Source organism: Streptomyces noursei (assembly GCF_016917755.1).
Lineage (GTDB): Bacteria > Actinomycetota > Actinomycetes > Streptomycetales > Streptomycetaceae > Streptomyces > Streptomyces yunnanensis.
On record NZ_CP070326.1, the window covers coordinates 5,704,196 to 5,726,547 of the forward strand.

At 73.6% G+C, this 22,352-nt stretch carries 21 protein-coding genes and 1 tRNA gene; 12 read left to right on the forward strand and 10 right to left on the reverse strand.

The features are described from left to right. Positions 1–39: 39 nt before the first annotated feature. The 3 genes from cysS (at position 40) to JNO44_RS25335 (ending at position 4,297) form a co-directional block, all read left to right on the forward strand. Positions 40–1,434, forward strand: a complete 1,395-nt coding sequence (cysS, locus tag JNO44_RS25325) for a cysteine--tRNA ligase (RefSeq protein WP_205366216.1) — start codon at positions 40–42, stop codon at positions 1,432–1,434. 151 nt (positions 1,435–1,585) lie between these two features. Next, positions 1,586–2,539 carry a 23S rRNA (guanosine(2251)-2'-O)-methyltransferase RlmB gene (rlmB, locus tag JNO44_RS25330; RefSeq protein WP_205366217.1) on the forward strand — a complete coding sequence of 318 codons (954 nt, stop codon included), beginning with the start codon at positions 1,586–1,588 and terminating at the stop codon, positions 2,537–2,539. 177 nt (positions 2,540–2,716) lie between these two features. Further along, positions 2,717–4,297 (forward strand): DoxX family membrane protein, encoded by a 1,581-nt coding sequence (locus JNO44_RS25335; RefSeq protein WP_205366218.1) that lies wholly within the window; start codon positions 2,717–2,719, stop codon positions 4,295–4,297. Between the two features lie 193 nt (positions 4,298–4,490). Here JNO44_RS25335 and JNO44_RS25340 read toward each other — a convergent pair whose 3' ends face one another. The 3 genes from JNO44_RS25340 to JNO44_RS25350 form a co-directional block, all read right to left on the reverse strand. Further along, entirely contained in the window at positions 4,491–5,219 is a 729-nt protein-coding gene (locus JNO44_RS25340) for a nucleotidyltransferase family protein (RefSeq protein ID WP_039633870.1), read from the reverse strand. A gap of 30 nt (positions 5,220–5,249) precedes the next feature. Next, complete coding sequence (locus JNO44_RS25345; RefSeq protein WP_205366219.1) at positions 5,250–5,666, reverse strand: hypothetical protein; 417 nt, start codon at positions 5,664–5,666, stop codon at positions 5,250–5,252. A gap of 337 nt (positions 5,667–6,003) precedes the next feature. Next, positions 6,004–7,125 carry an ABC transporter ATP-binding protein gene (locus tag JNO44_RS25350; protein ID WP_205366220.1) on the reverse strand — a complete coding sequence of 374 codons (1,122 nt, stop codon included), beginning with the start codon at positions 7,123–7,125 and terminating at the stop codon, positions 6,004–6,006. Positions 7,126–7,511: 386 nt separating this feature from the next. Between JNO44_RS25350 and JNO44_RS25355 the strand changes: the two genes are divergently transcribed. From JNO44_RS25355 to JNO44_RS25365, 3 genes are all read left to right on the forward strand, one after another. Next, positions 7,512–7,585: transfer RNA gene (locus JNO44_RS25355), tRNA-Thr, on the forward strand. Positions 7,586–7,728: 143 nt separating this feature from the next. After that, complete coding sequence (locus JNO44_RS25360) at positions 7,729–7,914, forward strand: superinfection immunity protein (protein ID WP_240167997.1); 186 nt, start codon at positions 7,729–7,731, stop codon at positions 7,912–7,914. Between the two features lie 133 nt (positions 7,915–8,047). Continuing rightward, the gene (locus tag JNO44_RS25365; protein WP_205370482.1) at positions 8,048–9,151 is read left to right on the forward strand and encodes an aminopeptidase P family protein; all 1,104 of its coding nucleotides are present in this window, start codon (positions 8,048–8,050) and stop codon (positions 9,149–9,151) included. Between the two features lie 92 nt (positions 9,152–9,243). Here JNO44_RS25365 and JNO44_RS25370 read toward each other — a convergent pair whose 3' ends face one another. Then, positions 9,244–10,242, reverse strand: a complete 999-nt coding sequence (locus tag JNO44_RS25370; protein WP_205366222.1) for a zinc-binding dehydrogenase — start codon at positions 10,240–10,242, stop codon at positions 9,244–9,246. Between the two features lie 265 nt (positions 10,243–10,507). Then, complete coding sequence (locus JNO44_RS25375; RefSeq protein ID WP_205366223.1) at positions 10,508–11,686, reverse strand: FAD-dependent oxidoreductase; 1,179 nt, start codon at positions 11,684–11,686, stop codon at positions 10,508–10,510. 262 nt (positions 11,687–11,948) lie between these two features. Between JNO44_RS25375 and JNO44_RS25380 the strand changes: the two genes are divergently transcribed. Further along, positions 11,949–12,620: a pentapeptide repeat-containing protein gene (locus JNO44_RS25380; protein ID WP_235094072.1), complete on the forward strand. Its 672-nt coding sequence runs from the start codon at positions 11,949–11,951 to the stop codon at positions 12,618–12,620. A gap of 31 nt (positions 12,621–12,651) precedes the next feature. Here JNO44_RS25380 and JNO44_RS25385 read toward each other — a convergent pair whose 3' ends face one another. Then, positions 12,652–13,149, reverse strand: a complete 498-nt coding sequence (locus JNO44_RS25385) for a hypothetical protein (RefSeq protein ID WP_039633841.1) — start codon at positions 13,147–13,149, stop codon at positions 12,652–12,654. A 113-nt stretch (positions 13,150–13,262) separates the two neighbouring features. Between JNO44_RS25385 and JNO44_RS25390 the strand changes: the two genes are divergently transcribed. Beyond that, positions 13,263–14,594 carry an SGNH/GDSL hydrolase family protein gene (locus JNO44_RS25390; RefSeq protein ID WP_205366224.1) on the forward strand — a complete coding sequence of 444 codons (1,332 nt, stop codon included), beginning with the start codon at positions 13,263–13,265 and terminating at the stop codon, positions 14,592–14,594. A 167-nt stretch (positions 14,595–14,761) separates the two neighbouring features. Here JNO44_RS25390 and map read toward each other — a convergent pair whose 3' ends face one another. After that, positions 14,762–15,529: a type I methionyl aminopeptidase gene (gene map, locus JNO44_RS25395; protein ID WP_205366225.1), complete on the reverse strand. Its 768-nt coding sequence runs from the start codon at positions 15,527–15,529 to the stop codon at positions 14,762–14,764. 135 nt (positions 15,530–15,664) lie between these two features. On the opposite strand from map, the gene JNO44_RS25400 reads away from it, so the two are divergent. Continuing rightward, positions 15,665–15,961 carry a helix-turn-helix domain-containing protein gene (locus JNO44_RS25400; RefSeq protein WP_205366226.1) on the forward strand — a complete coding sequence of 99 codons (297 nt, stop codon included), beginning with the start codon at positions 15,665–15,667 and terminating at the stop codon, positions 15,959–15,961. A gap of 141 nt (positions 15,962–16,102) precedes the next feature. On the opposite strand, the gene JNO44_RS25405 is transcribed toward JNO44_RS25400, so the two are convergent. Continuing rightward, positions 16,103–16,678, reverse strand: a complete 576-nt coding sequence (locus JNO44_RS25405; RefSeq protein ID WP_039633833.1) for a TerD family protein — start codon at positions 16,676–16,678, stop codon at positions 16,103–16,105. Between the two features lie 270 nt (positions 16,679–16,948). On the opposite strand from JNO44_RS25405, the gene arfB reads away from it, so the two are divergent. Next, positions 16,949–17,377 (forward strand): alternative ribosome rescue aminoacyl-tRNA hydrolase ArfB, encoded by a 429-nt coding sequence (gene arfB, locus JNO44_RS25410; RefSeq protein WP_189861228.1) that lies wholly within the window; start codon positions 16,949–16,951, stop codon positions 17,375–17,377. Positions 17,378–17,464: 87 nt separating this feature from the next. On the opposite strand, the gene JNO44_RS25415 is transcribed toward arfB, so the two are convergent. Next, positions 17,465–18,079 (reverse strand): flavin reductase family protein, encoded by a 615-nt coding sequence (locus JNO44_RS25415; protein WP_235094075.1) that lies wholly within the window; start codon positions 18,077–18,079, stop codon positions 17,465–17,467. 357 nt (positions 18,080–18,436) lie between these two features. Between JNO44_RS25415 and cdgB the strand changes: the two genes are divergently transcribed. Together cdgB and JNO44_RS25425 are read left to right on the forward strand one after the other, a co-directional pair. Continuing rightward, complete coding sequence (cdgB, locus tag JNO44_RS25420; RefSeq protein ID WP_205366227.1) at positions 18,437–20,119, forward strand: diguanylate cyclase CdgB; 1,683 nt, start codon at positions 18,437–18,439, stop codon at positions 20,117–20,119. Between the two features lie 264 nt (positions 20,120–20,383). Further along, a complete protein-coding gene (locus tag JNO44_RS25425; protein ID WP_205366228.1) occupies positions 20,384–21,301 on the forward strand; it encodes a carbohydrate-binding protein in 918 nt (305 codons plus the stop codon). 64 nt (positions 21,302–21,365) lie between these two features. Here the strand turns inward: JNO44_RS25425 and JNO44_RS25430 are convergent, their stop codons facing one another. Then, entirely contained in the window at positions 21,366–22,295 is a 930-nt protein-coding gene (locus JNO44_RS25430; RefSeq protein WP_205366229.1) for a 1-phosphofructokinase family hexose kinase, read from the reverse strand. Positions 22,296–22,352: the final 57 nt, after the last annotated feature.

The following is a 22,352-nucleotide window of genomic DNA, read 5'->3' on the forward strand; positions in this document are numbered from 1 at the left end:
GGGCACGGGGCACTGCCACGTTCCGACTACCCTGGTCCCGTGACGATTCGCCTGTACGACACCAGCGCCCGGCAGATTCGCGATTTCACCCCGCTCCGGCCGGGCTGTGTCTCGATCTACCTCTGTGGTGCGACCGTGCAGGCCGCGCCGCATATCGGACACATCCGCTCCGGACTCAACTTCGACATCATGCGCCGCTGGTTCGCCCACCGCGGCTACGACGTGACGTTCGTCCGCAACGTCACGGACATCGACGACAAGATCATCCAGAAGTCGGTCGAGCAGGGCCGCCCGTGGTGGTCGATCGGCTACGAGAACGAGGTCGCCTTCAACACGGCCTACGACGCCCTCGGCTGCCTGCGCCCCACCTACGAGCCGCGCGCCACCGGCCACATCCCCGAGATGATCGAGATGATGCGCGGCCTGATCGAGCGCGGCCACGCCTACGCCGCCGACGGCAACGTCTACTTCGACGTGAAGTCCTTCCCGGAGTATCTCCAGCTCTCCAACCAGGAGTTGGCCAACCTCCTCCAGCCGTCCGGCGAGGGCGAGACGGGCAAGCGGGACCCGCGCGACTTCGCCATGTGGAAGGCGGCCAAGGAGGGCGAGCCCAGCTGGGACACCCCCTGGGGCCGCGGCCGGCCGGGCTGGCACCTGGAGTGCTCGGCGATGGCCCACAAGTACCTGGGCACGGTCTTCGACATCCACGGTGGCGGCGTCGACCTGGTCTTCCCGCACCACGAGAACGAGATCGCGCAGGCCAAGGCGTACGGGGACGACTTCGCCCGCTACTGGTCGCACAACGCCTGGGTGACCATGAGCGGCGAGAAGATGTCCAAGTCGCTGGGCAACTCCGTGCTGGTCTCGGAGATGGTCAAGCGCTGGCGGCCGATCGTGCTGCGCTACTACCTCGGCACCCCGCACTACCGCTCGATGATCGAGTACAGCGAGGAGGCGCTGCGCGAGGCCGAGTCGGCGTTCGCCCGGATCGAGGGCTTCGTCCAGCGTGTCGTCGAGAAGGTCGGCGTCGTCGAGCCCGCGGCCGAGGTGCCGCCGGCGTTCGCCGAGGCGATGGACGACGACCTGGGCGTCCCGCAGGCGCTGGCGATCGTGCACACCACCGTCCGGCAGGGCAACTCCGCGCTGACCGCCGACGACAAGGAGTCCGCGGTGGCCCGGCTGGCCGAGCTGCGCGCCATGCTCGGGGTGCTCGGCCTGGACCCGCTCGACGAGCGCTGGTCGAGCGGCGGTGCGGACCGCGGCGAGGACCTGCACGGGGTCGTGGACTCCCTCGTCCGGCTCGTCCTGGAGCAGCGGCAGGGCGCCCGCGCCCGCAAGGACTACGCCACCGCCGACGCCATCCGCGACCAGCTCCAGCAGTCCGGTCTGACCATCGAGGACACCCCCTCCGGCCCGCGCTGGTCGCTGGCCTGAGCCCGGCCCCGGGGGTGCCCCGGGGACCGGCCGTACCCCCGGCCACCAGCCGGATTCGCCCTTCCCGGTGGCCGCGGGCGACACTCAATCCATACGTACGTACCCACTCCACGTCGCGAGACGTCGAGAGCAGTGAAGAAACAGGTGACCCATGGCCGGCAACAGCCAGCGCAGGAACCGCCGCACGTCGAACAAGAAGGGCGCTCAGGTCGGCAGTGGCGGTAAGCGGCGCCGGTCTCTTGAGGGCAAGGGGCCGACCCCGCCCGCGTCCGCGCGCAAGGGGCACGTCAAGAACCGCATCGCCAACGCCAAGAGCAAGCAGGCCGACAGCCGCCGGCCGGCGCCGCGGCGCGGCGGCGCCAAGGGCACCGCGGAGCTGGTCGTGGGCCGCAACCCGGTCGTCGAGGCGCTGCGCGAGGGCGTGCCCGCGACCACCCTGTACGTGCAGCAGTTCATCGACAACGACGAGCGGGTGCGCGAGGCCCTCCGGCTCGCCAACGAGCTCGGGCTGAACCTCCTGGAGGCGCCGCGCGCCGAGCTGGACCGGATGACGAACGGCCTCAACCACCAGGGCCTGGTCGCCCAGATCCCGCCGTACGAGTACGCGCACCCCGAGGACCTGTCCGCGGCCGCCTTCGACGACGGTGAGGACCCGCTGATCGTCGCGCTGGACGGCGTGACCGACCCGCGCAACCTGGGCGCCGTCGTCCGCTCCGTCTCCGCCTTCGGCGGCCACGGCGTGGTCGTGCCCGAGCGCCGGGCGGCCGGGATGACCGCGGGCGCCTGGAAGACCTCGGCGGGCACCGCGGCCCGTACGCCGGTGGCCCGGGCCACCAACCTGACCCGGGCCCTGGAGTCGTACCAGAAGGCCGGACTGACGGTGGTCGGCCTGGCCGCGGACGGCGATGTGGAGCTGCAGGACCTGGAGGTCCTGGACGGCCCGGTCGTCATCGTCGTCGGCAGCGAGGGCAAGGGCCTGTCGCGGCTCGTCGGCGAGACCTGCGACCTGCGCGTGCGGATCCCGATGCCGGGTGGCGCGGAGTCGCTGAACGCCGGTGTCGCCGCCGGTGTGGTCCTGTGGGAGGCGGCCCGCCGCCGCGGCTGAGGCGGCCGCCGCCGGGTGCTTCCGGCGGTGCCCCGGGTCGGGCGGGCCGCACCGCCGCCCGGTCCGGGGCACAGCATGACGCTCCGTACGTCTCTGCCGTATCACGTGATCTTTTGACGGGTCTCGGACAGATCGGGCCGGTCAAGGCAGTGTCTTAACCGCGGGTCACTCGGTTAGATGAGCGTGGACACCAGAACACCCCGCACGCCTACGGGGGGACGCTCGTCGTCGAGCTTCGACGACGAGCCGGTCCTGAGCTCGGTCAAGGTGCCGTGCGATCCCGCGCAGGTCATCGTCAACCACGCCAGCTTCCGCGTGCAGCTCGCCGCTCCCGTGGTCGCCGGCCGCCTGGCAGAGACCACGCGCGTCCCCGCCCTCCGGGGATCGCCGCCCAGACGCCGCACGCCCGTGGTCTGGAGCGGTCGCACCGAACCGGGCGGTACCGCCGGCGCCACCACCCAGCTCCTGCACGCGGTGCGCGACGCCAGCGTCGGCCTGGACCGCGGACCGGCCGAGGACGTCGGCACGACCCAGGTCCTGCCCCGGGTCCGGCTCGGTGGCTCCCCCGCCTCCACCGTCGTCGGCCCGCGCGGTCCCGCCGACGGCGAGGACACCCTGCCGCGCGGCACCCGCGCCGTCGCCGCCCGGTTGCCCGGTCAGCGGTACGACGACGAGGACGGCCGCGACGACGAGCGCTTCGAGATGCGCGACAGCTACGACACCGGGGTCCGGCGGCGCGGCGGCGACAGCGTCCGGCACGCCTACTACCCCGGCCGCCGGATGAACCTCGGCGTGGTGCTGCTCCCGCTGCGGATCTTCCTCGGGCTGATCTCGGTCTACGCCGGCATGGGCAAGCTCTGTGACCCCGTCTACTTCGACGGCGGCCAGCGCGGCTCGATGGTCACCTGGCTGCTCTCCCTCCACCCCTGGGAACTGGCCGTGCCGCTGCGGGACTTCGCGGTCGCGCACCCGGTCGGCGCCGGGCTGACGGTGGCCTTCCTCCAGGTCGTGGTGGGCGTGCTGACCATCTGCGGGCTGTGGCAGCGGGTCGCCGCCTCGTTCGGTGCGCTGCTCTCCGCGGCGCTGCTGATGACCGTCAGCTGGCGCACCCTGCCCGCCTACGACGCCCCCGACATCATCTACCTCGCCGCCTGGAGCCCGCTGATCATCGCCGGCGCCCCCGTCTACTCCATGGACGCCCGGCTGGCCGGTGAGGCATGGCGGCGGCTGGGCCCGCGCGTCGAGGTCGGTGCGCTGCGCCGCCGGGTGCTGCGCCGCGGCGCCGTGATGACCGCGGTGGTGGCCGGGCTGACCCTGCTCATCGGCTCCCTGCTGGGCGGCGCCGTACGGACCGCGCGGGTGCCGACCGTGCCGCGGCCCGGCGAGCCCGCCATCAACAACCTCCCCGGCTCGCCCCTGCCCCGCCCCGGCCACCACGCCGCCCGCCCCGGCCACCGCATCCCCGGCCACCCCGGCGCGCCCTCCACGAGCGCCTCCCACAAGGCCCACAAGCCGGGCACGCCGTCGGCCTCGGCCCCCGGCAGCCCGTCGGCGGGCGGCCACACGGGCAGCTCGGCCCGCCGGCCCGGCGCGACCAGCAGCGCCCCGCAGCTGTCCGGCCCGAGTCGCACCCCCGGCCGCACCCAGTCGCCGGCCGGCTCTGGCGGCACCGGCGGCGGCACGAGCGGCGGCTCCAGCAGCGGCGCCCCCGGAGGCGACTCCGGCCGCGGCAGCACCCTCGGCGGCCTGCTGGGCTGACCCACCCGGGCCCACGCCGCCCCGTTCCTCCACACCGCCCGCACCACTGGTCCCCGATCGCTCCGCCCCCCTTCACGGCCTCAGGCCGGGGGCGAGCGGTCGGGGACCAGCGGTGCGGGCCGCTTCTCGTTGCGGGGGGGCGGAGGGGTGGGGAGGGGTGGGGAGGGGTGGGGAGCGCGTCGTCGACGACGGCTCAACGGCCGTGTGCGGCCATTTCCTCGGCGGCCTCGGTGAGGTCCTTGGCGGTGTCGATGGCGCGCCAGTAGGAGCCCTGGGGGAGCGGATAGCCGGCCAGCCGGCGTTCCCGGGCGAGGCGCGGGAAGGTGGTGCGCTCGTGGTCGCCTCGGGCGGGCAGCAGCTCGGCGAAGGTCGCGGCGAAGACGTAGACGCCCGCGTTGATCAGATACGGGGAGGGCGGGGCCTCGATGAAATCCAGGACGTGCCCGAAGGCGTCGGTTTCGACGGCGCCCCAGGGGATGCGCGGGCGGGCGAGCGCCAGAGTGGCCGCGGCGTCGCGCTCGTCGTGGAAGGCGGCCATCTCGCGGAGCGGGAAACGGGTCCAGATGTCGCCGTTGGTGGCGTACCAGGGCTCGTCCGGGCGGGGCAGGGAGCCGGCGGCGTACTTCAGGCCGCCGCCGCGCCCCAGCGGCTCGGTCTCGACAACGGTCGTGACGCGCAAGGGGAGTTGGGCCTGGTCCAGCCAGTCCTGGAGGACCTCGGCGAGGTGCCCGCAGGAGATGACGACGTCGGTGACGCCCTCTTCGGCGAGCCAGTTCAGCTGATGGCCGATGATCGGGGTTCCGGTACCGGGAATCTCGACCATCGGCTTGGGGCGGTCGTCGGTATACGGGCGAAGACGGGAGCCCTGGCCGCCGGCCAGGACCACGGCCTGCGTGGGGTGGGAATGCGGGGCACCTGTCATGTTTCGCACCCTATGCGGTGCGAGCGACGATCACTGGGCGGCGGCCACACCGGAGGCGAAGGAGGTGTCACAGACCGGCCGGGAGAACGCCTGGGCGCGGTGCGCGGCACCGTACTTGGCGACCGCGGCACGGCCGAGGGCACGGGCGATGGAGGCGCAGTGCTTGGCCAGCGAGGGCCGGGCGTTGGTGGCCTCCTGGAGGTGCGTCAGGGCGACGCCGGGGTCCTTCTCCTGGAGTTCGACGAGGAGACGGTCCCGGAGCACGTCCTGGGCGGCGCGGGGGCCGGCCTTGGTGGAGACCTTGCCGGAGGACGCGGCGAGCACCTGCGACTCGGTGGTCTTCGATGCCCACGGGACGCGGGTGACCGCGAGGGTCCCGGAGAGCACGAGGACGACGGGCAGGACGAGGGCGAGAGTTCGGCCGATACGGCGGGCTGCGGAGTTCACGGTCGTGATGGTAGCGAGGGGTGATGATTTGGCGACATTTGGTCACCTTATCGGGGGACGGAATGGCTCGTCGGTGCGGTTGTTGGGTTGACGGATTGATGCGAAAAGCCGCTTCCGGGCGGGCTTCCCGGGGTGCGGCGAGGGCGCCCGTCGCCCCCTTCCCGGGCTTGGGAGCGCTGGCCTTCCGCGGCCCGGACGCGCCGCGGCGGCGGTGCGGGGACGCGCAGTACCCCACACCGCCGCCGCGGTAAACCGGATGGGGCGGGGGCGGGCGGATCAGGCCGGAGCGGGACGGAGAGACGCCCCGCCGGCCCGGCTCCGCCCGCCGCCCGGCCGGTCAGCCGGTGAGCCGCTTGCCCGTCGAGGTGGAGAAGACGTGCGTCTCGCCCGGTTGCGGCACGACGTGCAGCTGGGTCCCCTTGGCCGGTACCTGGCGGCCGTTGACCCGGACGACGAGGTCCTTGACCGCCCCGCCGACCTCGGCCGTCCCGTAGACGTAGCCGTCGGCGCCCAGCTCCTCGACGACGTTGACCGTCACCGCCAGGCCGGCCGGGGTGTCCGTGGACAGCGACTTGGCGGCCGCGCCGTTCTGCTCGACGATGTCGAAGTGCTCCGGCCGGATGCCGACCGTCACCGTGCGCTCGCCCTCGGCGCCGGCGAGCGCCTCCCGACTGACCGGCACCACGCTGTTGCCGAACTTCACCCCGCCGTCGGTGATCGGCACCTCGATGAGGTTCATGGCGGGCGAGCCGATGAAGCCCGCGACGAAGAGGTTGGCCGGGCGGTCGTACATGTTGCGCGGCGAGTCGACCTGCTGGAGCAGCCCGTCCTTGAGGACCGCGACCCGGTCGCCCATGGTCATGGCCTCGACCTGGTCGTGGGTGACGTAGACGGTGGTGATGCCGAGGCGGCGCTGGAGCCCGGCGATCTGCGTACGGGTCTGCACCCGCAGCTTGGCGTCCAGGTTGGACAGCGGCTCGTCCATGAGGAACACCTGGGGCTCGCGGACGATGGCGCGGCCCATCGCGACCCGCTGGCGCTGGCCGCCGGAGAGCGCCTTCGGCTTGCGCCCCAGGTACTCCGTCAGGTCCAGGATCTTCGCCGCGTCCTCGACCTTCTGCCGGATCTCGGCCTTCGGCACGCCGGCGATCTTGAGCGCGAAGCCCATGTTGTCGGCGACCGTCATGTGCGGGTAGAGCGCGTAGTTCTGGAACACCATGGCGATGTCCCGGTCCTTGGGCGGCAGGTGGGTGACGTCGCGGTCGCCGATGCGGATCGCGCCCTCGTCGACGTCCTCCAGCCCCGCGAGCATCCGCAACGAGGTGGACTTGCCGCATCCGGAGGGCCCGACGAGCACGAGGAACTCGCCGTCCTCGATGGTGATGTCGAGCTTGTCGACGGCGGGCTTGTCGGAGCCCGGGTAGATCCGGGTTGCCTGGTCGTAGGTGACCGTTGCCATGGTGTGTCCCTTCACCGGCAGGAACGTGCCGGACGATCCGAGTAAAGGAGAGCGCGCCCCCGGGAGGAGTGCGCGTGGCCCACCCCCGGGGCCCACCACACGAAGTGGTGTAGTCCACAGCGGCAAGCCGCTGGTGACGCTACCTGCGCCGGGGCCGGGTGTCAGTAGGTCCGCGGTCACGAAATGCGGTCGGTCGGCGGGGTGCGGGACGAGGGGCCGGGGCGTGGCGGCGCGGTCGTCCGGCGGGACCGGCTCGTGGCGGCGCGACGCCCGGGCGGGCCCGAGCGAGGTGGGCGGCGCGAGCGGTGTCCGGGTGATGCCTGAACAAGGCGACCCCGAATAAGGCAACCGGCACCGGGTGCGCCTAGGTACACTTCTTCCGGTACGCCTCCTTAGCTCAGCTGGTCAGAGCGCCGCTCTTGTAAAGCGAAGGTCGTCGGTTCGAATCCGACAGGGGGCTCTGGGAGGCCCAGGTCACAGCGATGCTGACCTGGGCTTTTTCTTGTCTGGTGGTGGGCGTCCCGGGGTGTGGGAAGTCGGTTCGGGCGGGCGCCAGTTGGGGTGAGGGGGTGGGCGGAAGCGGACCTGGGGCCCTTGGAAGTCGTGGTTCTCTCCGTGGTGGGGCTCCTGCTGTACTTCCTGCCCGCCTTCGTGGCGTTCCGGCGGGACAGTGAGAGCCGGCGGTTGGTGCTGCTCGTCAACGTGCTGTTCGGGGCGACGCTGGTCGGCTGGGGTGTGGCGTTGTTCCTGGCGACGCGGAGGCCGGGGCCGCGAGAGCGGACGGCATGACCTCCCGGCCCGGACGGAGGCGTTGGCCCGGTCTGAGGTGTTGGCCCGGTCCGGCCTGGTGACCTGTCGACCTTGTCGAGATCGCCGGGGGCGGCGGGCGGGGCGGCGTAGATTTCGCGGCATGGTGACTTCGATGACGCGGGACGCGTACGAGCAGCGGATGGCGCGGGCCGGGCAGGCCGCGGCGGCGGCCGGGCTGGCCGGGGTGATCGTGACGCCGGGGCCGGACCTGGTGTGGCTGTGCGGGTACCAGCCGACGGCCGTGACCGAGCGGCTGACGGCGTTGGTGATCGAGCCGGGGCGGGCCGGGCGGCTGCTGGTGCCCGTACTGGAGCGGCCGGACGCGGAGCGCGCCGCGGGGGCCGGGGCGCTGGAGGTGGCGGGGTGGTCCGACGGGGCGGACCCCTACGCCGAGCTGGCCAAGTGGCTGGCGCCGCAGGGGCGTTACGGGGTGTCGGACGGGATGTGGGCGCTGCATCTGCTCGGACTGCAGCGCACGGTCCCCGGCGGCGGTTACGCGGCGCTGACGGAGGCGCTGCCGATGCTGCGGGCCGTGAAGGACGCGTACGAGGTGGAGCGGCTGGCGGCGGCGGGGGCGGCCGCGGACGCGACGTACCAGGACATCCTGGGGGTGCGGTTCGCCGGGCGGCGGGAGTGCGACGTGGCGGCGGATCTGGCGCGGCTGCTGACCGAGCACGGGCACAGCCAGGTGGACTTCACGGTCGTCGGGTCGGGGCCCAACGGGGCCAATCCGCACCATGAGGCGGGGGAGCGGGTCATCGAGGACGGCGACATGGTCGTGCTCGACTTCGGCGGGTTGAAGGACGGCTACGGGTCGGACACCACGCGGACCGTGCACGTCGGGGAGCCGAGCGCCGAGGAGCGGACGGTGCACGAGATCGTGCGGGAGGCCCAGCAGGCGGCGTTCGAGGCGGTGCGGCCCGGCGTCGCGTGTCAGGAGATCGACCGGGTCGCCCGGCGGGTGATCAAGGCGGCGGGCTACGGCGAGTACTTCATCCATCGGACCGGGCACGGCATCGGGGTCACCACCCATGAGCCGCCGTACATGGTGGAGGGCGAGCATCTGCCGCTGGTACCGGGGATGTGCTTCTCCATCGAGCCCGGGATCTATCTGCCGGGCCGGTTCGGGGTGCGGATCGAGGACATCGTGGCGTGTACGGAGACCGGCGGGCGGCGGCTGAATGTGACGGGGAGGGAGTTGGCGGTGGTGCGGTAGGCCGCCGCGCGGGGCGGGGCGGGGTGGGGCCCGCGCTGGTGGCGGGCCGTGGCACCTCGACGGGCCGGGCCGGGCCGGGGCGCGGGCCGGCCTTACGGCACCAGGACGACCTTGCCCATCGTGCCGCGGGACTCCAGGGCGCGGTGCGCGGCCGCGGCCTCGGCGAGGGGGAAGCGGTGGACGGTGGGGACGAGTCGGCCGGCTGCGGCTTCGGCCAGGGCGGCGGTCTCCAGGGTGCGGATCGGGTTGATGCCGCCGGCCCGGGCCAGCATCGGGGGGCCGAGGACGGTTTCGGAGGTGATGCCGCGTTCGGCGAGTTCGGCGTCCGTGAAGTGCGGCGGGCCGCCGGAGGACCATCCGAAGACCAGGTGGCGACCGCCGCGGGCGAGGAGGTCCACGGCGGCGCGGCCTTCGGCGCCGCCCACCGAGTCGAAGACGAGGGTGGCCCCGGTGGCGCCGCGCTCGTCGAGGAAGCGGCGGGTGAGGGTCGGCCAGTCGGCCTCGGTGTAATCGAGGGCGAGGTCGGCGCCCAGCTCGCGGACGTGGGCCACCTTGGCGGGTCCGCCGGCCAGGCCGATGACGGTCGCGCCGACGTTCCTGGCGTACTGGACGAGCAGCGAGCCGATGCCGCCGGCGGCCGCCGGGACGATCGCGAGGTCGTCGGGGGCGAGGTCGGCGAAGAGCAGGATGCCCATGGTGGTGCGGCCGGTGCCGATCATGGCGACGGCCTGGGACGGATCCAGCCCCTCGGGGATGGCGTGCAGCCGGTCGGTGCTGGTCACGGCCAGTTCGGCGTAGCCGCCCGGGACCATGCCGAGGTGCGCGACGACGGGTCGGCCGAGCCAGCCGGGATCGGTGCCCTCGCCGATGGCGTCGACGGTGCCGGCCACCTCCCGGCCGGGCACGGTCGGCAGGTCGGGCAGCGGCGCGGGGCCGCCTTCCAGGCCCTGGCGGAGGGCGGTGTCCAGGAGATGGACGCCCGCCGCGGCCACCGCGATACGGACCTCGCCCGGACCCGGGGCGGGGTCGTCGAGGGTCTCGTGGACGAGGTTTTCCGCGGGGCCGAAGGTGTGCAGCCGTATTGCGCGCATGGCGGGGTCGTTTCCTTGGGAGGAGGGCGGCGGAGTGGGCGCCGGTGAGGGACGACCGCCCCGCCGCGGGGGGATGGTCGACTGCCGCCACTCTGGTACCTCAAGCTGAGTTGAGGTCAACACCTGGGTGCAAGCGGTGGAGTTGGGGCGAGAGGCGACTCCTGGGGTCCGCGGGTGTTGTGGGTGTCGTGGGTGCTGTCGCGCCGTGGGTGTTGTCGTGCGTGGGTGGGATGGCGCCGTGGGTTTCCTGGAGGCGGTGGGGGGATCAGCGCGTGCGGTCGAGGGGGGCGGGGGCCGGGCGGCGGGGGGTGGTCTGCAGCGCGAGCGAGACCGCTTCCAGGGCGCTGGTGAAGGACACCTCGCACAGCACGCCGGGAGCCGCGACCTGGTCGCCGGCCAGATAGACCCCGTCGCCGCGGTCGATCGCCGGGCGGTCGCGCCAGGTGGTGCCCGGCAGGTCCACCGCTCCCGTACGGCCGGTGGACAGTGCGGTGCGGCGCCAGGTGGTGCGCTCGCGCCAGTGCGGGAAACCGGCGTCCAGGAGGCGTTCGGCGCGGGCCACGCCGTCGGCGCGGGTCTCGTCCGGGCCGATGCCGACCTGCCCCTGGAGGAGCTGTTCGCCGCGGGGCGCGAGGCCCGGGTCCTGGCTGGTGAACCGCTCGATCCAGCCGGGGAAGTCGAGCCCGGACAGCGCGAACGGATCGCCGCGCCGGGTCCGGACGGCGAGGTCGAGCAGCACCGTCCGCGCGCCGGTCCAGCTGAGGCGGTCGTCGCGGAGGAGGGCGCGGGCGGAGTCGAGGTGGGTGGCGACGATGACCGGGGCGTCCTTGGGGAGGGCATCGACGCGGGCCCCCGTCTCGATGCGTACGCCCAGGTCGCGGGCGTGGTGCGCCATCCGCTCGATGAGCGTGCCCCAGCCGCCGGCGAGGTAGTGGGCCTCCGGCGGCAGGCTGGTGGTGCGGCGCAGGCGTTCCTGGACGAAGGCGGCGGAGAGGCTGCCGGGGTCGTGGTGGAAGGTGGCGACGCCGACGTAGTGCGCCGCGGCGCGGGCGGTGCTCTCGCCGGCATGGGTGCGCGCCCAGGTGAGGAAGTCCTGGTCGACGGGGGCGTCGCGGTGGCTGCGCAGCCCGAGCATGCCGAGCGGGGGCAGCCGGTGCAGGGCGCCGCGGTGGAAGAAGCGCAGCCGGGCGGCGTCCCGGAGGGGCAGCGGGGCGAGCGGCTTGAGCAGGCCGCGCTGCCGGAGCCAGGGCCAGTGCGGGCCGCGGTTGTAGAGGGCGTGCGGGCCGTCGTTGGTGAGGTAGGGGCCGTCGGCGGTGCGGGCGCGGCCGCCGAGCGTGCGGTGGGCCTCGTAGAGGGTGACGGTGGCGCCGGCCTCGGCGGCGGAGATGGCCGCGGTGAGGCCGGCGAAACCGCCTCCGATGACGGTGAGCGGGCGGCGGTTCATGGCAGTTCCTCCGGTCGTGGGTGGGGCGAGGGGCGGCGTCCGCCGGCGGGCGGGCGCTCGCTGAGGGGACGGACGGGGGTGCCACGGATGTGACATGCCGACGCACCGGAGAGGGTTTTCGCAGGTCAGCTGGGTTTCACGGGGGATTGTCAGTGGGGTGGTTCAGGATGGGGGTGGATGTGGAGCGGTCCGCGGAGTGCGGGCGGCCGAGCCGGTCCGCGGCACGGGGACGGGACCGGGACGGATGGGAGGCGGTGAGCGCATGGCAGGGCGCGACAAGGAGGCGGCGGTGCGGCCGGTGCGGCGGCCCGAGGTGCGGTTGCCGGAGCTGCGGGCGTACGACGGCGGGGAGTTGGAGCCCGAGGGGGACTACGACGGCCTGGAGTTCACCGAGGTGGACTTCGCGGGGCAGTCGGCGCGGGGCGCCCGGTTCATGGACTGCGCGCTGCGGCGGTGCGCGCTGGACGAGGCGGTGCTGAGCCGGGGGCGGCTCATCGACTGCGTGCTGAGCGGGGTGCGAGGGGTGGGCACGGACCTGTCGCAGGCGTCGTTGCGCGACGTGGAGGTGGTGGACGCCCGGCTCGGCGGGATACAGCTCCACGGTGCGGTGCTGGAGCGGGTGGTGGTGCGCGGCGGCAAGATCGACTTCGCCAATCTGCGCAAGGCCAGGCTGCGGGACGTCGCGTTCGAGGGGTGCGTGCTGGTCGAGGCGGACTTCGGGGGCGCGCAGCTGGAGCGGGTGTCCTTCGAGGACTGCACCCTGACGCGGGTGGATTTCTCGGCGGCGCGGATGACGGACGTCGATCTGCGCGGGACGGTCGGGCTGGACATCGCGCGGGGCATCGACTCGCTGGGCGGCGCCGTGATCAGCACCGCTCAACTGATGGATCTGGCACCGGCGTTCGCGGCCCAGGTGGGCGTGCGGGTGGAGTGAGCCGGAGGATGCGGACGGGGGCGGGGGTGGATCAGATGCGGGGGAAGCGGGCCTGGAGTGCCCAGACGGCGGCGTTGTCGGCCAGGCCCTCGTGCATATCGGCGAGGTCGGCGATCAGGTCGTGCAGGAAGTCGCGGGCTTCGCGGCGCAGCGCGGCGTGATTGAAGGTGAGGGGGGCTTCCTCGACCGGCATCCAGTCGGCGGCGACGTCGACCCAGCCGAAGCGCCGCTCGAAGAGCATCCGGTCGGTGGATTCGGTGAAGTCCAGCTCGGCGTGGATCGGGCGGGCGGAGCGGCTGCCGCGGGGGTCGGTGTCGAGCTGCTCGACGATGTCGCACAGCGCCCAGGCGAAGTCGAGCACCGGCACCCATCCCCAGGCTGTGGACAGCTCGCGGTCGGTCTCGGTGTCCGCGATGTAGACATCGCCGCAGAAGAGGTCGTGCCGCAGGGCGTGCACGTCCGCGGTCCGGTAGTCGGTCTGCGGAGGGTCCGGAAAGCGGCGGGAGAGGGAATAGCCGAGGTCGATCACCTCTTGATGGTGTCACGCGCGCTCGCGCGCCGGCGCGGCGGAGGGTCCGGACGACCGGCCCCACGCGACCGGCGGCGCGCCGGCGCAACGGCGGACGGGCAGAGGGTGGGGAAATGATCATGTCTGGTTCCTTGGTGCGGCGTTCGGGGGTCGCGCTGGTGTCGGCGGCCGCGCTGGTGGCGCTGCCGGCCTTGCCGGCGCTGCCGGACGGGGCGGGAGCGCCGGGCGCGGCGTATGCGGCAGGTCGGGCGGGCGCCGCGGGCCGCGGTGGTGCCGCGCAGGCCGGGGGGCACTGGCGCGGTGGCTGGGCCGCCGCGCCGCAGCGGCCGACCGAGGTGTTCGGGAAGAACTGGTCCGGGGAAGGCTTCGCGCGGCAGACCGTCCGCCAGGTCGTCCGGGTCGGCGCGGGCGGTGCACAGGCCCGGATCAGGCTGTCGAACCGCTACGGCACGGCGCCGCTGAAGGTCGCCGGGGCGACCCTCGCGCGGGCCGACCAGGGCGCCGCCGTGCGGGCCGGCTCGGTGCGACAACTGACCTTCGGGCACGGGAAGTCGGCGACGATACCGGCCGGCGGCGAGCTGCTCAGCGACGGGGTGGGCCTGCGCGTGCGCGCCCTGGAGTCGGTCACCGTCACGCTGTATTTCGACGCGCCGACCGGTCCGGCCACCCTCCACGCGCTGGCCGGCGCCACCAGCTACCGCGCGGCCGGTGACCACCGGTCCGATGTCGGCGCCGCGGCGTTCACCGAGACCTCGCAGTCCTGGTACTACCTCTCGGGCGTCGAGTTCGCCGGCGGCGGGCCCGCCCGGCGGGACGGCATCGTCGCGTTCGGGGACTCCATTACGGACGGGTACGGCTCCACCGTCGGCACCAACCGCCGCTATCCGGACGCCCTGGCCGACCGGTTCGCCGCCGCGGGACGCCCGCGCGGCGTCCTCAACGAGGGCATAGCCGGCAATCAACTGGTCAACACCACCGCGGACTTCGGCGAGAAGGCGACGGCCCGCTTCGCCGAGGATGCGCTCAACGGGCCGGACGTGGGCACCGTCATCCTGCTGGAGGGCATCAACGACATCGGGATGAGCGAGGTGTCGGTCGGGTCGGGCGGTCCGACCCCCGAGGTGTCGGTCGGGCAACTGATCGACGCGCAGCGGGAGTTGATACGCCAGGCGCACCGCCGGGGCGTCAAGGTGATCGGCGCGACGCTGACGCCGTTCAAGGGGGCGGCGTATTACACCGAGCGCGGCGAGATCAAGCGCGAGGCGCTCAACCGCTGGATACGCACCTCCGGCGCGTTCGACGGGGTGGTCGACCTGGACCGGGCGCTGTCCGACCCCGCCGACCGGGGACGGATGGCCGCCGCGTACGACCAGGGGGACCATCTGCACCCGAACGACGCCGGGTACCGCGCGATGGCCCGGGCGATCGACCTCGACGCGGTCTGAGGCGGACGGGGCGGCACTCGCGGGCGGGGCGCGGCGGCGCTCACGGACGGGGGCGGGCGACGCACCGCTCGGTGTGCCGCTCCCCGGCCCGCCGCCCCGGCCCGCGCCGTACGCCGGCCCGTGCGCCGCACCCGCACCCGGTCCCGTGCCGCGCGCCCGCGCCTCCCCTACGGCAGGGTGAGGATGCGCGGCCCCTCGTCCGTCACCGCGACGGTGTGCTCGAAGTGGGCCGCCCGGCTGCCGTCGAGGGTGCGCAGGGTCCAGCCGTCGGCGTCGGCGGCGTAGTGGTTGCTGCCGCCGGCCAGGAACATCGGCTCGATGGCGATGACCAGGCCGTGCCGGAGCACGAGGCCGCGGCCCGGCCGGCCGTCGTTGGGGACCGGCGGGTCCTCGTGCATCGCCCGCCCGATGCCGTGGCCGCCGAAGTCCTCGGGGATGCCGTAGCCGGCCGCGCGGCCGATGCTGCCGATGGCGTGCGCGACGTCGCCGATCCGGGCGCCGACGACGGCCGCCGCGATGCCCGCCTCCAGGGCCCGCCGGGTGGTCTCCATCAGCCGGCGGTCCTCGGGGCGCTCGGTGCCGACCGTGAAGCTGAGGGCCGCGTCCCCGGCCCAGCCGTCGACGATCGCGCCGCAGTCGATGCTGACCAGGTCGCCGTCGCGCAGCCGGTAGCCGTTCGGGATGCCGTGCACGATCGCGTCGTTGACGGACGCGCAGATCACCGCGGGGAAGGGGGTGGGGGCGAAGGAGGGGCGGTAGCCGAGGAACGGCGAGGTGGCGCCGGCCTCGTGGAGTACCGTGCGGGCCACCTCGTCCAGTTCGGCCAGCCGCATCCCGGGGGCGGCCGCGGCCCGGGCCGCGGCCAGCGCGTCCGCGACCACCCGGCCGGCCACCCGCATCGCGTCCAGCGACGCGTCGCTCTTGATCTCCACCATCGGTACGCCCTCCCTTTCCGTCACCCGGGCGCTGCGCCCGGACGGCGTTCCGTCCCCGGGGTCGGAACCGTGCGTTCCGCCACCGGGCCGGTATTTGTTTACCGGTATTTATTTACCGGTATTAGTATCACGGGCATGGTGCGAACTCCATTGACCCCCTGGGAGCGCGAACGCGGTGAGCGGCTGGGCATGCTGCTGCGCACGGCGCGCGGCGAGCGCAGCATGGTCGAGGTCGCCGCGGCGGCCGGGCTGTCCGCGGAGACGCTGCGGAAGATCGAGACCGGCCGGGCGCCGACGCCGGCGTTCTTCACGGTCGCCGCGCTCGCCGGGACGCTCGGACTGTCGCTGGACGAGGTGGCCGTGCTGGCCACGCCGGCGGAATCACCCCCCGGGACCACCGACGACACCGGACGCGGCAGCGCGGCTGCCTAGTTCTAGGGGCCGTGTCCAGGGCTCATCCAGGGGCCGGTGCGAACGCCGAGGGCCGGCCCCCTCTCGGGAGCCGGCCCTCGGTGCCGGAGGTTTCCGGCGGTGGCGTGCCGCGGTGCGGCCGTGCCTCGGTGGTGTCGGGTCTCAGACGTTGACGCCGAAGTCCTGTGCGATGCCGCGCAGGCCGGACGCGTAACCCTGGCCCACGGCGCGGAACTTCCACTCCGCGCCGTTGCGGTACAGCTCGCCGAAGACCATGGCGGTCTCGGTGGCGGCGTCCTCGCTCAGGTCGTAGCGTGCGATCTCGGCGCCGCCGGCCTGGTTGATGATGCGGATGAAGGCGTTCCGCACCTGGCCGAAGTTCTGGCCGCGGTTCTCGGCGTCGTAGATGGAGACCGGGAAGACGATCTTGTCGATCTCGGCCGGCAGCGCGCCGAGGTTGACGTTGATCGACTCGTCGTCGCCCTCGCCCTGGCCGGTGGTGTTGTCGCCGGTGTGGACGATGGTCTGGTCCGGCGTCGACTTGTTGTTGAAGAAGATGAAGTGCTGGTCGGAGTGGACCTTGCCGGTCGCGTTGACCGCGATGGCGCTGGCGTCGAGGTCGAAGTCCGTGCCCGTGGTCGTGCGGACGTCCCAGCCGAGGCCGACCGTGACGGCGGACAGGCCCGGTGCCTCCTTGGTGAGCGAGACGTTGCCGCCCTTGGACAGGCTTACAGCCATGGGAAGTCCCTTTCCTCGTCGAGTCGCGCCGACCTGGGGTCGGTGATGCCGCTGCTGCGGGTGGTGTGGTGATGCCGCGGCGGACCCGCCCGGGAGCGGAGCCGCCGTCACCCACCTCAACGCCCCGGGACAACCGGGTGGTTCCAGCTCCCTTTACTTTCTTTGCCGAATCCTGATGGCCGTGCCGTGCCCGCTCCTCGAAGGCGGCGGCCCGTTCCGACCAGGAAAACCGAGGTGACGGACGGCCGCGGGCGCGGGATCATGGGGGGCATGTCCGGGCCCCATGTCATCCGAGGTTCGGTCGTCCTCCCGGAGGCCGAGCTGGTCTGGCGGTTCTCGCGCTCCTCCGGCCCGGGCGGCCAGCACGTCAACACCAGCGACAGCCAGGTCGAGTTGCGCTTCGACCTGGCGCGCACGAAGGCGCTGCCGCCGGTGTGGCGCGAGCGTGCCCTGGAGCGGCTGGCGGGCCGGCTGGTCGACGGGGTGCTGACGGTGCGCGCCTCCGAACACCGCTCGCAGTGGCGCAACCGCGAGATCGCGGCCGTGCGGCTGACCGCGCTGCTCGCCGAGGCCACCGCCCCGCCGCCCGCGCCGCGCCGCAAGACCCGCATCCCGCGCGGCATCAACGAGCGCCGGCTGCGCGAGAAGAAGCAGCGCGGCGACACCAAGCGGGGCCGCTCCGGCCGCGATTGGGGCTGACGGCGGCGCCCCTGCCCGGCGCCCGGCCGTCCCGCGTCGGGCCCCTGCGCCGGACCGCCCGCACCGGGCCGCTGCGTCGGGCCCCGTTCACCCCAGCTGCCGGTACTTCCCCCGGAAGTACGTCAGCGGACCGTCGTCCTCCCCGGACGTGGTCGTCGCCAGGACACGGCCGATGACGAGGGTGTGGTCGCCGGCCACCACCCGCTGCTCGGTCCGGCACTCCAGCGTCGCCAGCGCGCCCTCGATGAGCGGCGCACCGGACGCTTCGCCCGGTACGGAGGGAATGTCCTGGAAGAGCAGTCGGTCGCTGATCCGGCCCTTCATGGCGAATCGCGCCGCTACCTGTCGTTGGTGGCCCGACAGCACCGAGACCGCCCACAGCGGCTGCTGCGCCAGCAGGTCGTCCATCCGTGAGTCGTTGCGAACGCTCACCATCACCAGCGGCGGATCGAGCGACACGGAGAGGAACGCCGTGGCGGTCATCCCGACACCCTCGCCGCGCGGTCCGGCGTCCGGATCGTGGGCGGTGATCAGCACCACGCCGGCGGCGAGGCGGGACAGTGCGGCGCGGAACTCGTCGTCACTCACCCCAACAGCATGCGCGATCGACCCGTCGCCCGGCAGGGAGGCGAGGGCGGCGGTGGGGGCGGCGGTGGCGGCGGAGCCGGCGGCCGGGGTGGTGGCAGGAGTCTTCGTGAACACGCCATGAACGCTAACGCCGCTCGGGCGGGGCGCGCATCGGGCCTCCGGACCACCCGCGTCCTAGGTCCCGCGGCGGAGGCGACGGTCGGCGGGCCAGGGGTGTGGATCACGCCGCGCGGTGGCCGGAATTTGCGTTCAGGAAGTTTTCAGGGGCTGTCCGAATGCCGTTCGCACGCTCGGATGAGCCCCTGGTCGGCGATCCGTAACGGCCCGTCACTGGTTGTGACTTGAGTCACATGAGCCGCTAATTGTTGACCCTGTGTACCGAGTGAACAGCTCACTGTGATTCAGTGAGCGTGGAATCGGACGACGAAGAAACCGGTGGAGTTGCTGTCGAGGTCTCAGGGAGAGCGAGCGATGGAGACCGAGTCGGAGCCCTATGTCCGTCTTGCGACCCTGCGGCAGCTGCACCAAGTGGTCGCCGAACTGAACACCGCACGCAGCCTTGCGGACACCTTGCAGTGCGTCGCCGACGGGGCGATCGCCGGGCTCGGTTACGAGCTCGCCGCGGTCAACCTCGTACGGCAGGACGGTGATCTCGTGGTCGCCGCGGTGGCCGGCAGCGCGGGCGCGGAGGCGCTGATGGCCGGGCGGGTGGGCTCGCGCGCCTCATGGGAGCGCCGGCTGTCCATGGGGGAGCGCTGGGGCGAGCTGTGCTTCATCCCGTACACCGAGGGCTGGGTGCTGGACGATGACGACGTGCCGCAGTGGCACACCGCCGGGCCGGCACCGCGGTTCCCCGACGAGTGGCACCCGATGGACCGCCTCTTCGCGCCCATGTACACCGCCGCCAACGGCAACGGCGAACTGCTCGGCGTGCTCTCCGTGGACCGGCCGCGCAACGGGCGGCGCCCCGGCCCCTGGGGCCAGGAAGCACTCCAGATGTACGCGTTCCAGTCCGCCATCGCGATCAGCAACGCCCGGCTGCGGGCCAACATGCAACGGGCGCTGGTCCGCCTGGAACGCGAGCAGCAGGCGCTGCGGGCGAGTGAGGAAAGCTTCCGGCAGGCGTTCGAGTACGCGCCGAGCGGGATGGCCGTCGCCGAGATGGGCGGCGACCAGCACGGACGACTGCTGCGCACCAACGACGCGCTGTGCCGGCTGCTGGGCCGCCCGGCCTCCGGGATGCGCCGGCTGTCGTTCTCCGACATCTGCCACCCCGAGGACATCGGCACGCTGCTGCGCACCTCCGCGGAGGGCGGCCGGGCCGAACTGCGGCTCCAGCGCCGGGACAGCACCTACGTGTGGGTCTCGCTGCGCAACTCGGTGGTCGCCGACACCACCGACGGCCCCCGCTACCTGCTCACCCACGTCGAGGACATCGAGGAACGCAAGCGGCACGAGCTCCAACTCGCGCACCGGGCCAGCCACGACTCGCTGACCGGCCTGCCCAACAGCGCCGAGCTGCGCGCCCGGCTCTCCGCCCGGCTGTGCTCCCGCCCGCCGAGCGCGCTCGCCGACGCCTACGCCGCCTCGGGCGGCGGTGCCGACCCGCGTGCCCCGCACGGCTTCGTGGGGGACGGCTCGGAGGCGTTCGAGGGGCTCGACGGCTTCGAGGGCGAGCCGACGCCCCGCGGCGCCCTCCCCTTCGACCACCACGTCCACCTCTCCGCGCTCGCCGACGGCGCCGAGGACGACGGCGCCAAGGGCCTCGCGGTGCTCTTCTGCGACCTGGACGGCTTCAAGTCGATCAACGACCGCTTCGGCCACAACACCGGTGACGCGGTGCTGATCGAGGTCGCCCGCCGGCTGACCAGCGGTGTCCGCGACGGCGACACCGTCGCCCGGCTCGGCGGCGACGAGTTCGTGGTGCTCGCCGACGGGCTGGGCACGGCCGACGCCCAGGACCTCGCGGTCCGGCTGCGGAACGCGATCATCCCGCCGATCCGGGTCGAGGGCCGGGCCGTCCGGGTCGGCGCCAGCTTCGGCATCGGCTGGGCGAGCTGCGGGATGACGGCCGAGGAGGTGCTGGAGTCGGCCGACCAGCGGATGTACATCGAGAAGCGGCGGTCGAAGAGCGGCCGGCGGGCGGCCGGCTGAGCCGCCCGCGACCGCCCGGCACCGGCCGCCCGGCCCGATGCCGCGCATCTCACACCCGCGGTGTCCTGCCTGGGCATCGCACGTTCACCGATCTGTAGCGATCTTGTGAACCTCCGGGGACGGCGTGGCCCGGCCCCGACGGGGTAGGCTGCGCCGATGCGGCGCGGCGGCGCCGGGAGGCCCGAAAGAGGCAGTTCGCGCGGAGCCCCGCGCACGCGTACGGACGCGCACAGACGCGTAGAGACCGCTTGGGAGTGACACGGAATGACGGCCGGCAACAACGGCGCGGACACGCCGGAGAACGACGACCCCTTCGCCCACCTGTACCGCTCGGAGGGCGGCGAGGGCGGCGCGGGCGCGTCGGGCGCCGGCGCACCGCGGCAGCCAGGCGTCCCGCGAACCTCCTACAACCAGGTGCGCACGGTCGGCGAGCGACAGTACGGCACCCAGCAGGGCCAGCCCGGCTACGGCCGGCAGAACCCGCGCTCCGCCTCCGCGCACTACGCGGCCCCCGAGACACTCCCCGGCGGCGGTGCCGCCGACCGCACCCGCCCCGTCCCGATGGCCCCCGAGCCCCGCAAGAGCCGCAACGGCCTGCTGATCGGCGCGGTCGCGGTGGTCGCGGTGGTGTGCATAGGCATCGGCGCGGCAATGCTGACCAACTCCGGTCAGTCCAAGGACGAGAGCGGCGCGAAGAACCCGGGCCCGACGGCCGCAGATTCGGTCGAGCCCAGCAAGCAGCCCTCCACCAAGCCCACCCCGGGCGCCCTTCCCAAGGACGACGCGGGCGCGCTGCGCCTCGAAGGCGGCGCGACCACCGCCAAGGACGTCCCCGGCGCCCGCACCGCCAGCGGCTCGTACGTCGCCGGTATGAACACTCCCGGCGCGTCGGCCACTTGGACCCTCGACGTGGACACCGCCGGCCAGTACAAGCTCTGGGTCGGCTACGGCGTGCCGGGCAAGGACGCCAACCTCACGCTCAACATCAACGGCCAGGCGCTGACCCGGCCGATAAGCCTGCACAACTTCGCCCACGCCCCCGAGGGCGCCTGGGACAAGGGCTGGACCAAGTCCTGGTCGCTCATCCAGCTCAACAAGGGCACCAACACCATCAAGCTGTCCTGCGAGAACGGCAACCAGTGCGAGGTCAACCTCGACCAGGTCTGGCTCGACCGGCCCTGACGGCGCCGCACCCCGCAGGACGGGGCCGGCGGTCCCCTCCGAGGAGCGCGGCCCCGAGGGGCGCTCAGGCCGCCGCGGGATGGTCCGTCACCACCACGTGGGGCAGCAGCTCCTGATAGGTCGTGGCGTCGAACTCGCCCGCGGCGGGGGCCCGTACGGTCGCGGCGGACAGCGCCACCGCGCGGCACAGCCGGTCCGGCCAGGGCAGTTCCTCGACCAGTCCGGACAGCAGGCCGGCCACCGCGGAGTCGCCGGCCCCGGTGGGGTTGCCGGCGAACCGGCGGGGCGGGGTGGCCTGCCAGGCGCCGTCGGCGGTCACCGCGAGCATCCCGTCCGGGCCGAGTGAGGCGGCCACCGCGTGGGCGCCGCGGCGGCGGGCGTCGCGGGCGGCCCGCAGCGGTTCGGTGCTGCCGGTGAGGGCGGCCAGTTCGTCGGCGTTGGGCTTGGCGAGGTCGGGGCGGGCGGCCAGGCCGCGGCGCAGCGGTTCGCCGCTGGTGTCCAGCAGGACGGGGACCCCGGCGGCGTGGGCGGCGCGGGTGAGCCGGGCGTAGACGTCCACCGGGACGCCGGGTGGCAGGCTGCCGCAGAGCGCCACCGCCCGTGCCTCGCCCAGCAGTTCGCGGTAGGTGCCGAGGAAGGCGGCCCATTCGGTCGGGGAGACCGTCGGGCCCGGCTCGTTGAGCTGGGTGGTGTCGCCGGTGCCGGCGTCCACGACGGCGACGGTGCGGCGGGTGGCGCCGCCGACCGGGACCAGCGCGTCGGTGACGGCGCTCTCCTGGGCGAGCAGGGCGCGCAGCGCCTCGCCGGTGCCGCCGCCCGCGAAGCCGGTGGCGACCGTGCGGTGGCCGAGCGCGGCCAGCACGCGGGCGACGTTCAGGCCCTTGCCGCCGGGGCGTTCGGCGACCTCGGTGACGCGGTGCGTGGTATGCGGATGGAGCCGGGGGACGCGGTAGGTGATGTCCAGCGCAGCGTTCAGCGTGACCGTGAGGATCATGGTCTCCCCTCCGGGAGGAGGCCGGCCGGACGGCCGTGGGTGAGGGCCCCGCGTTCC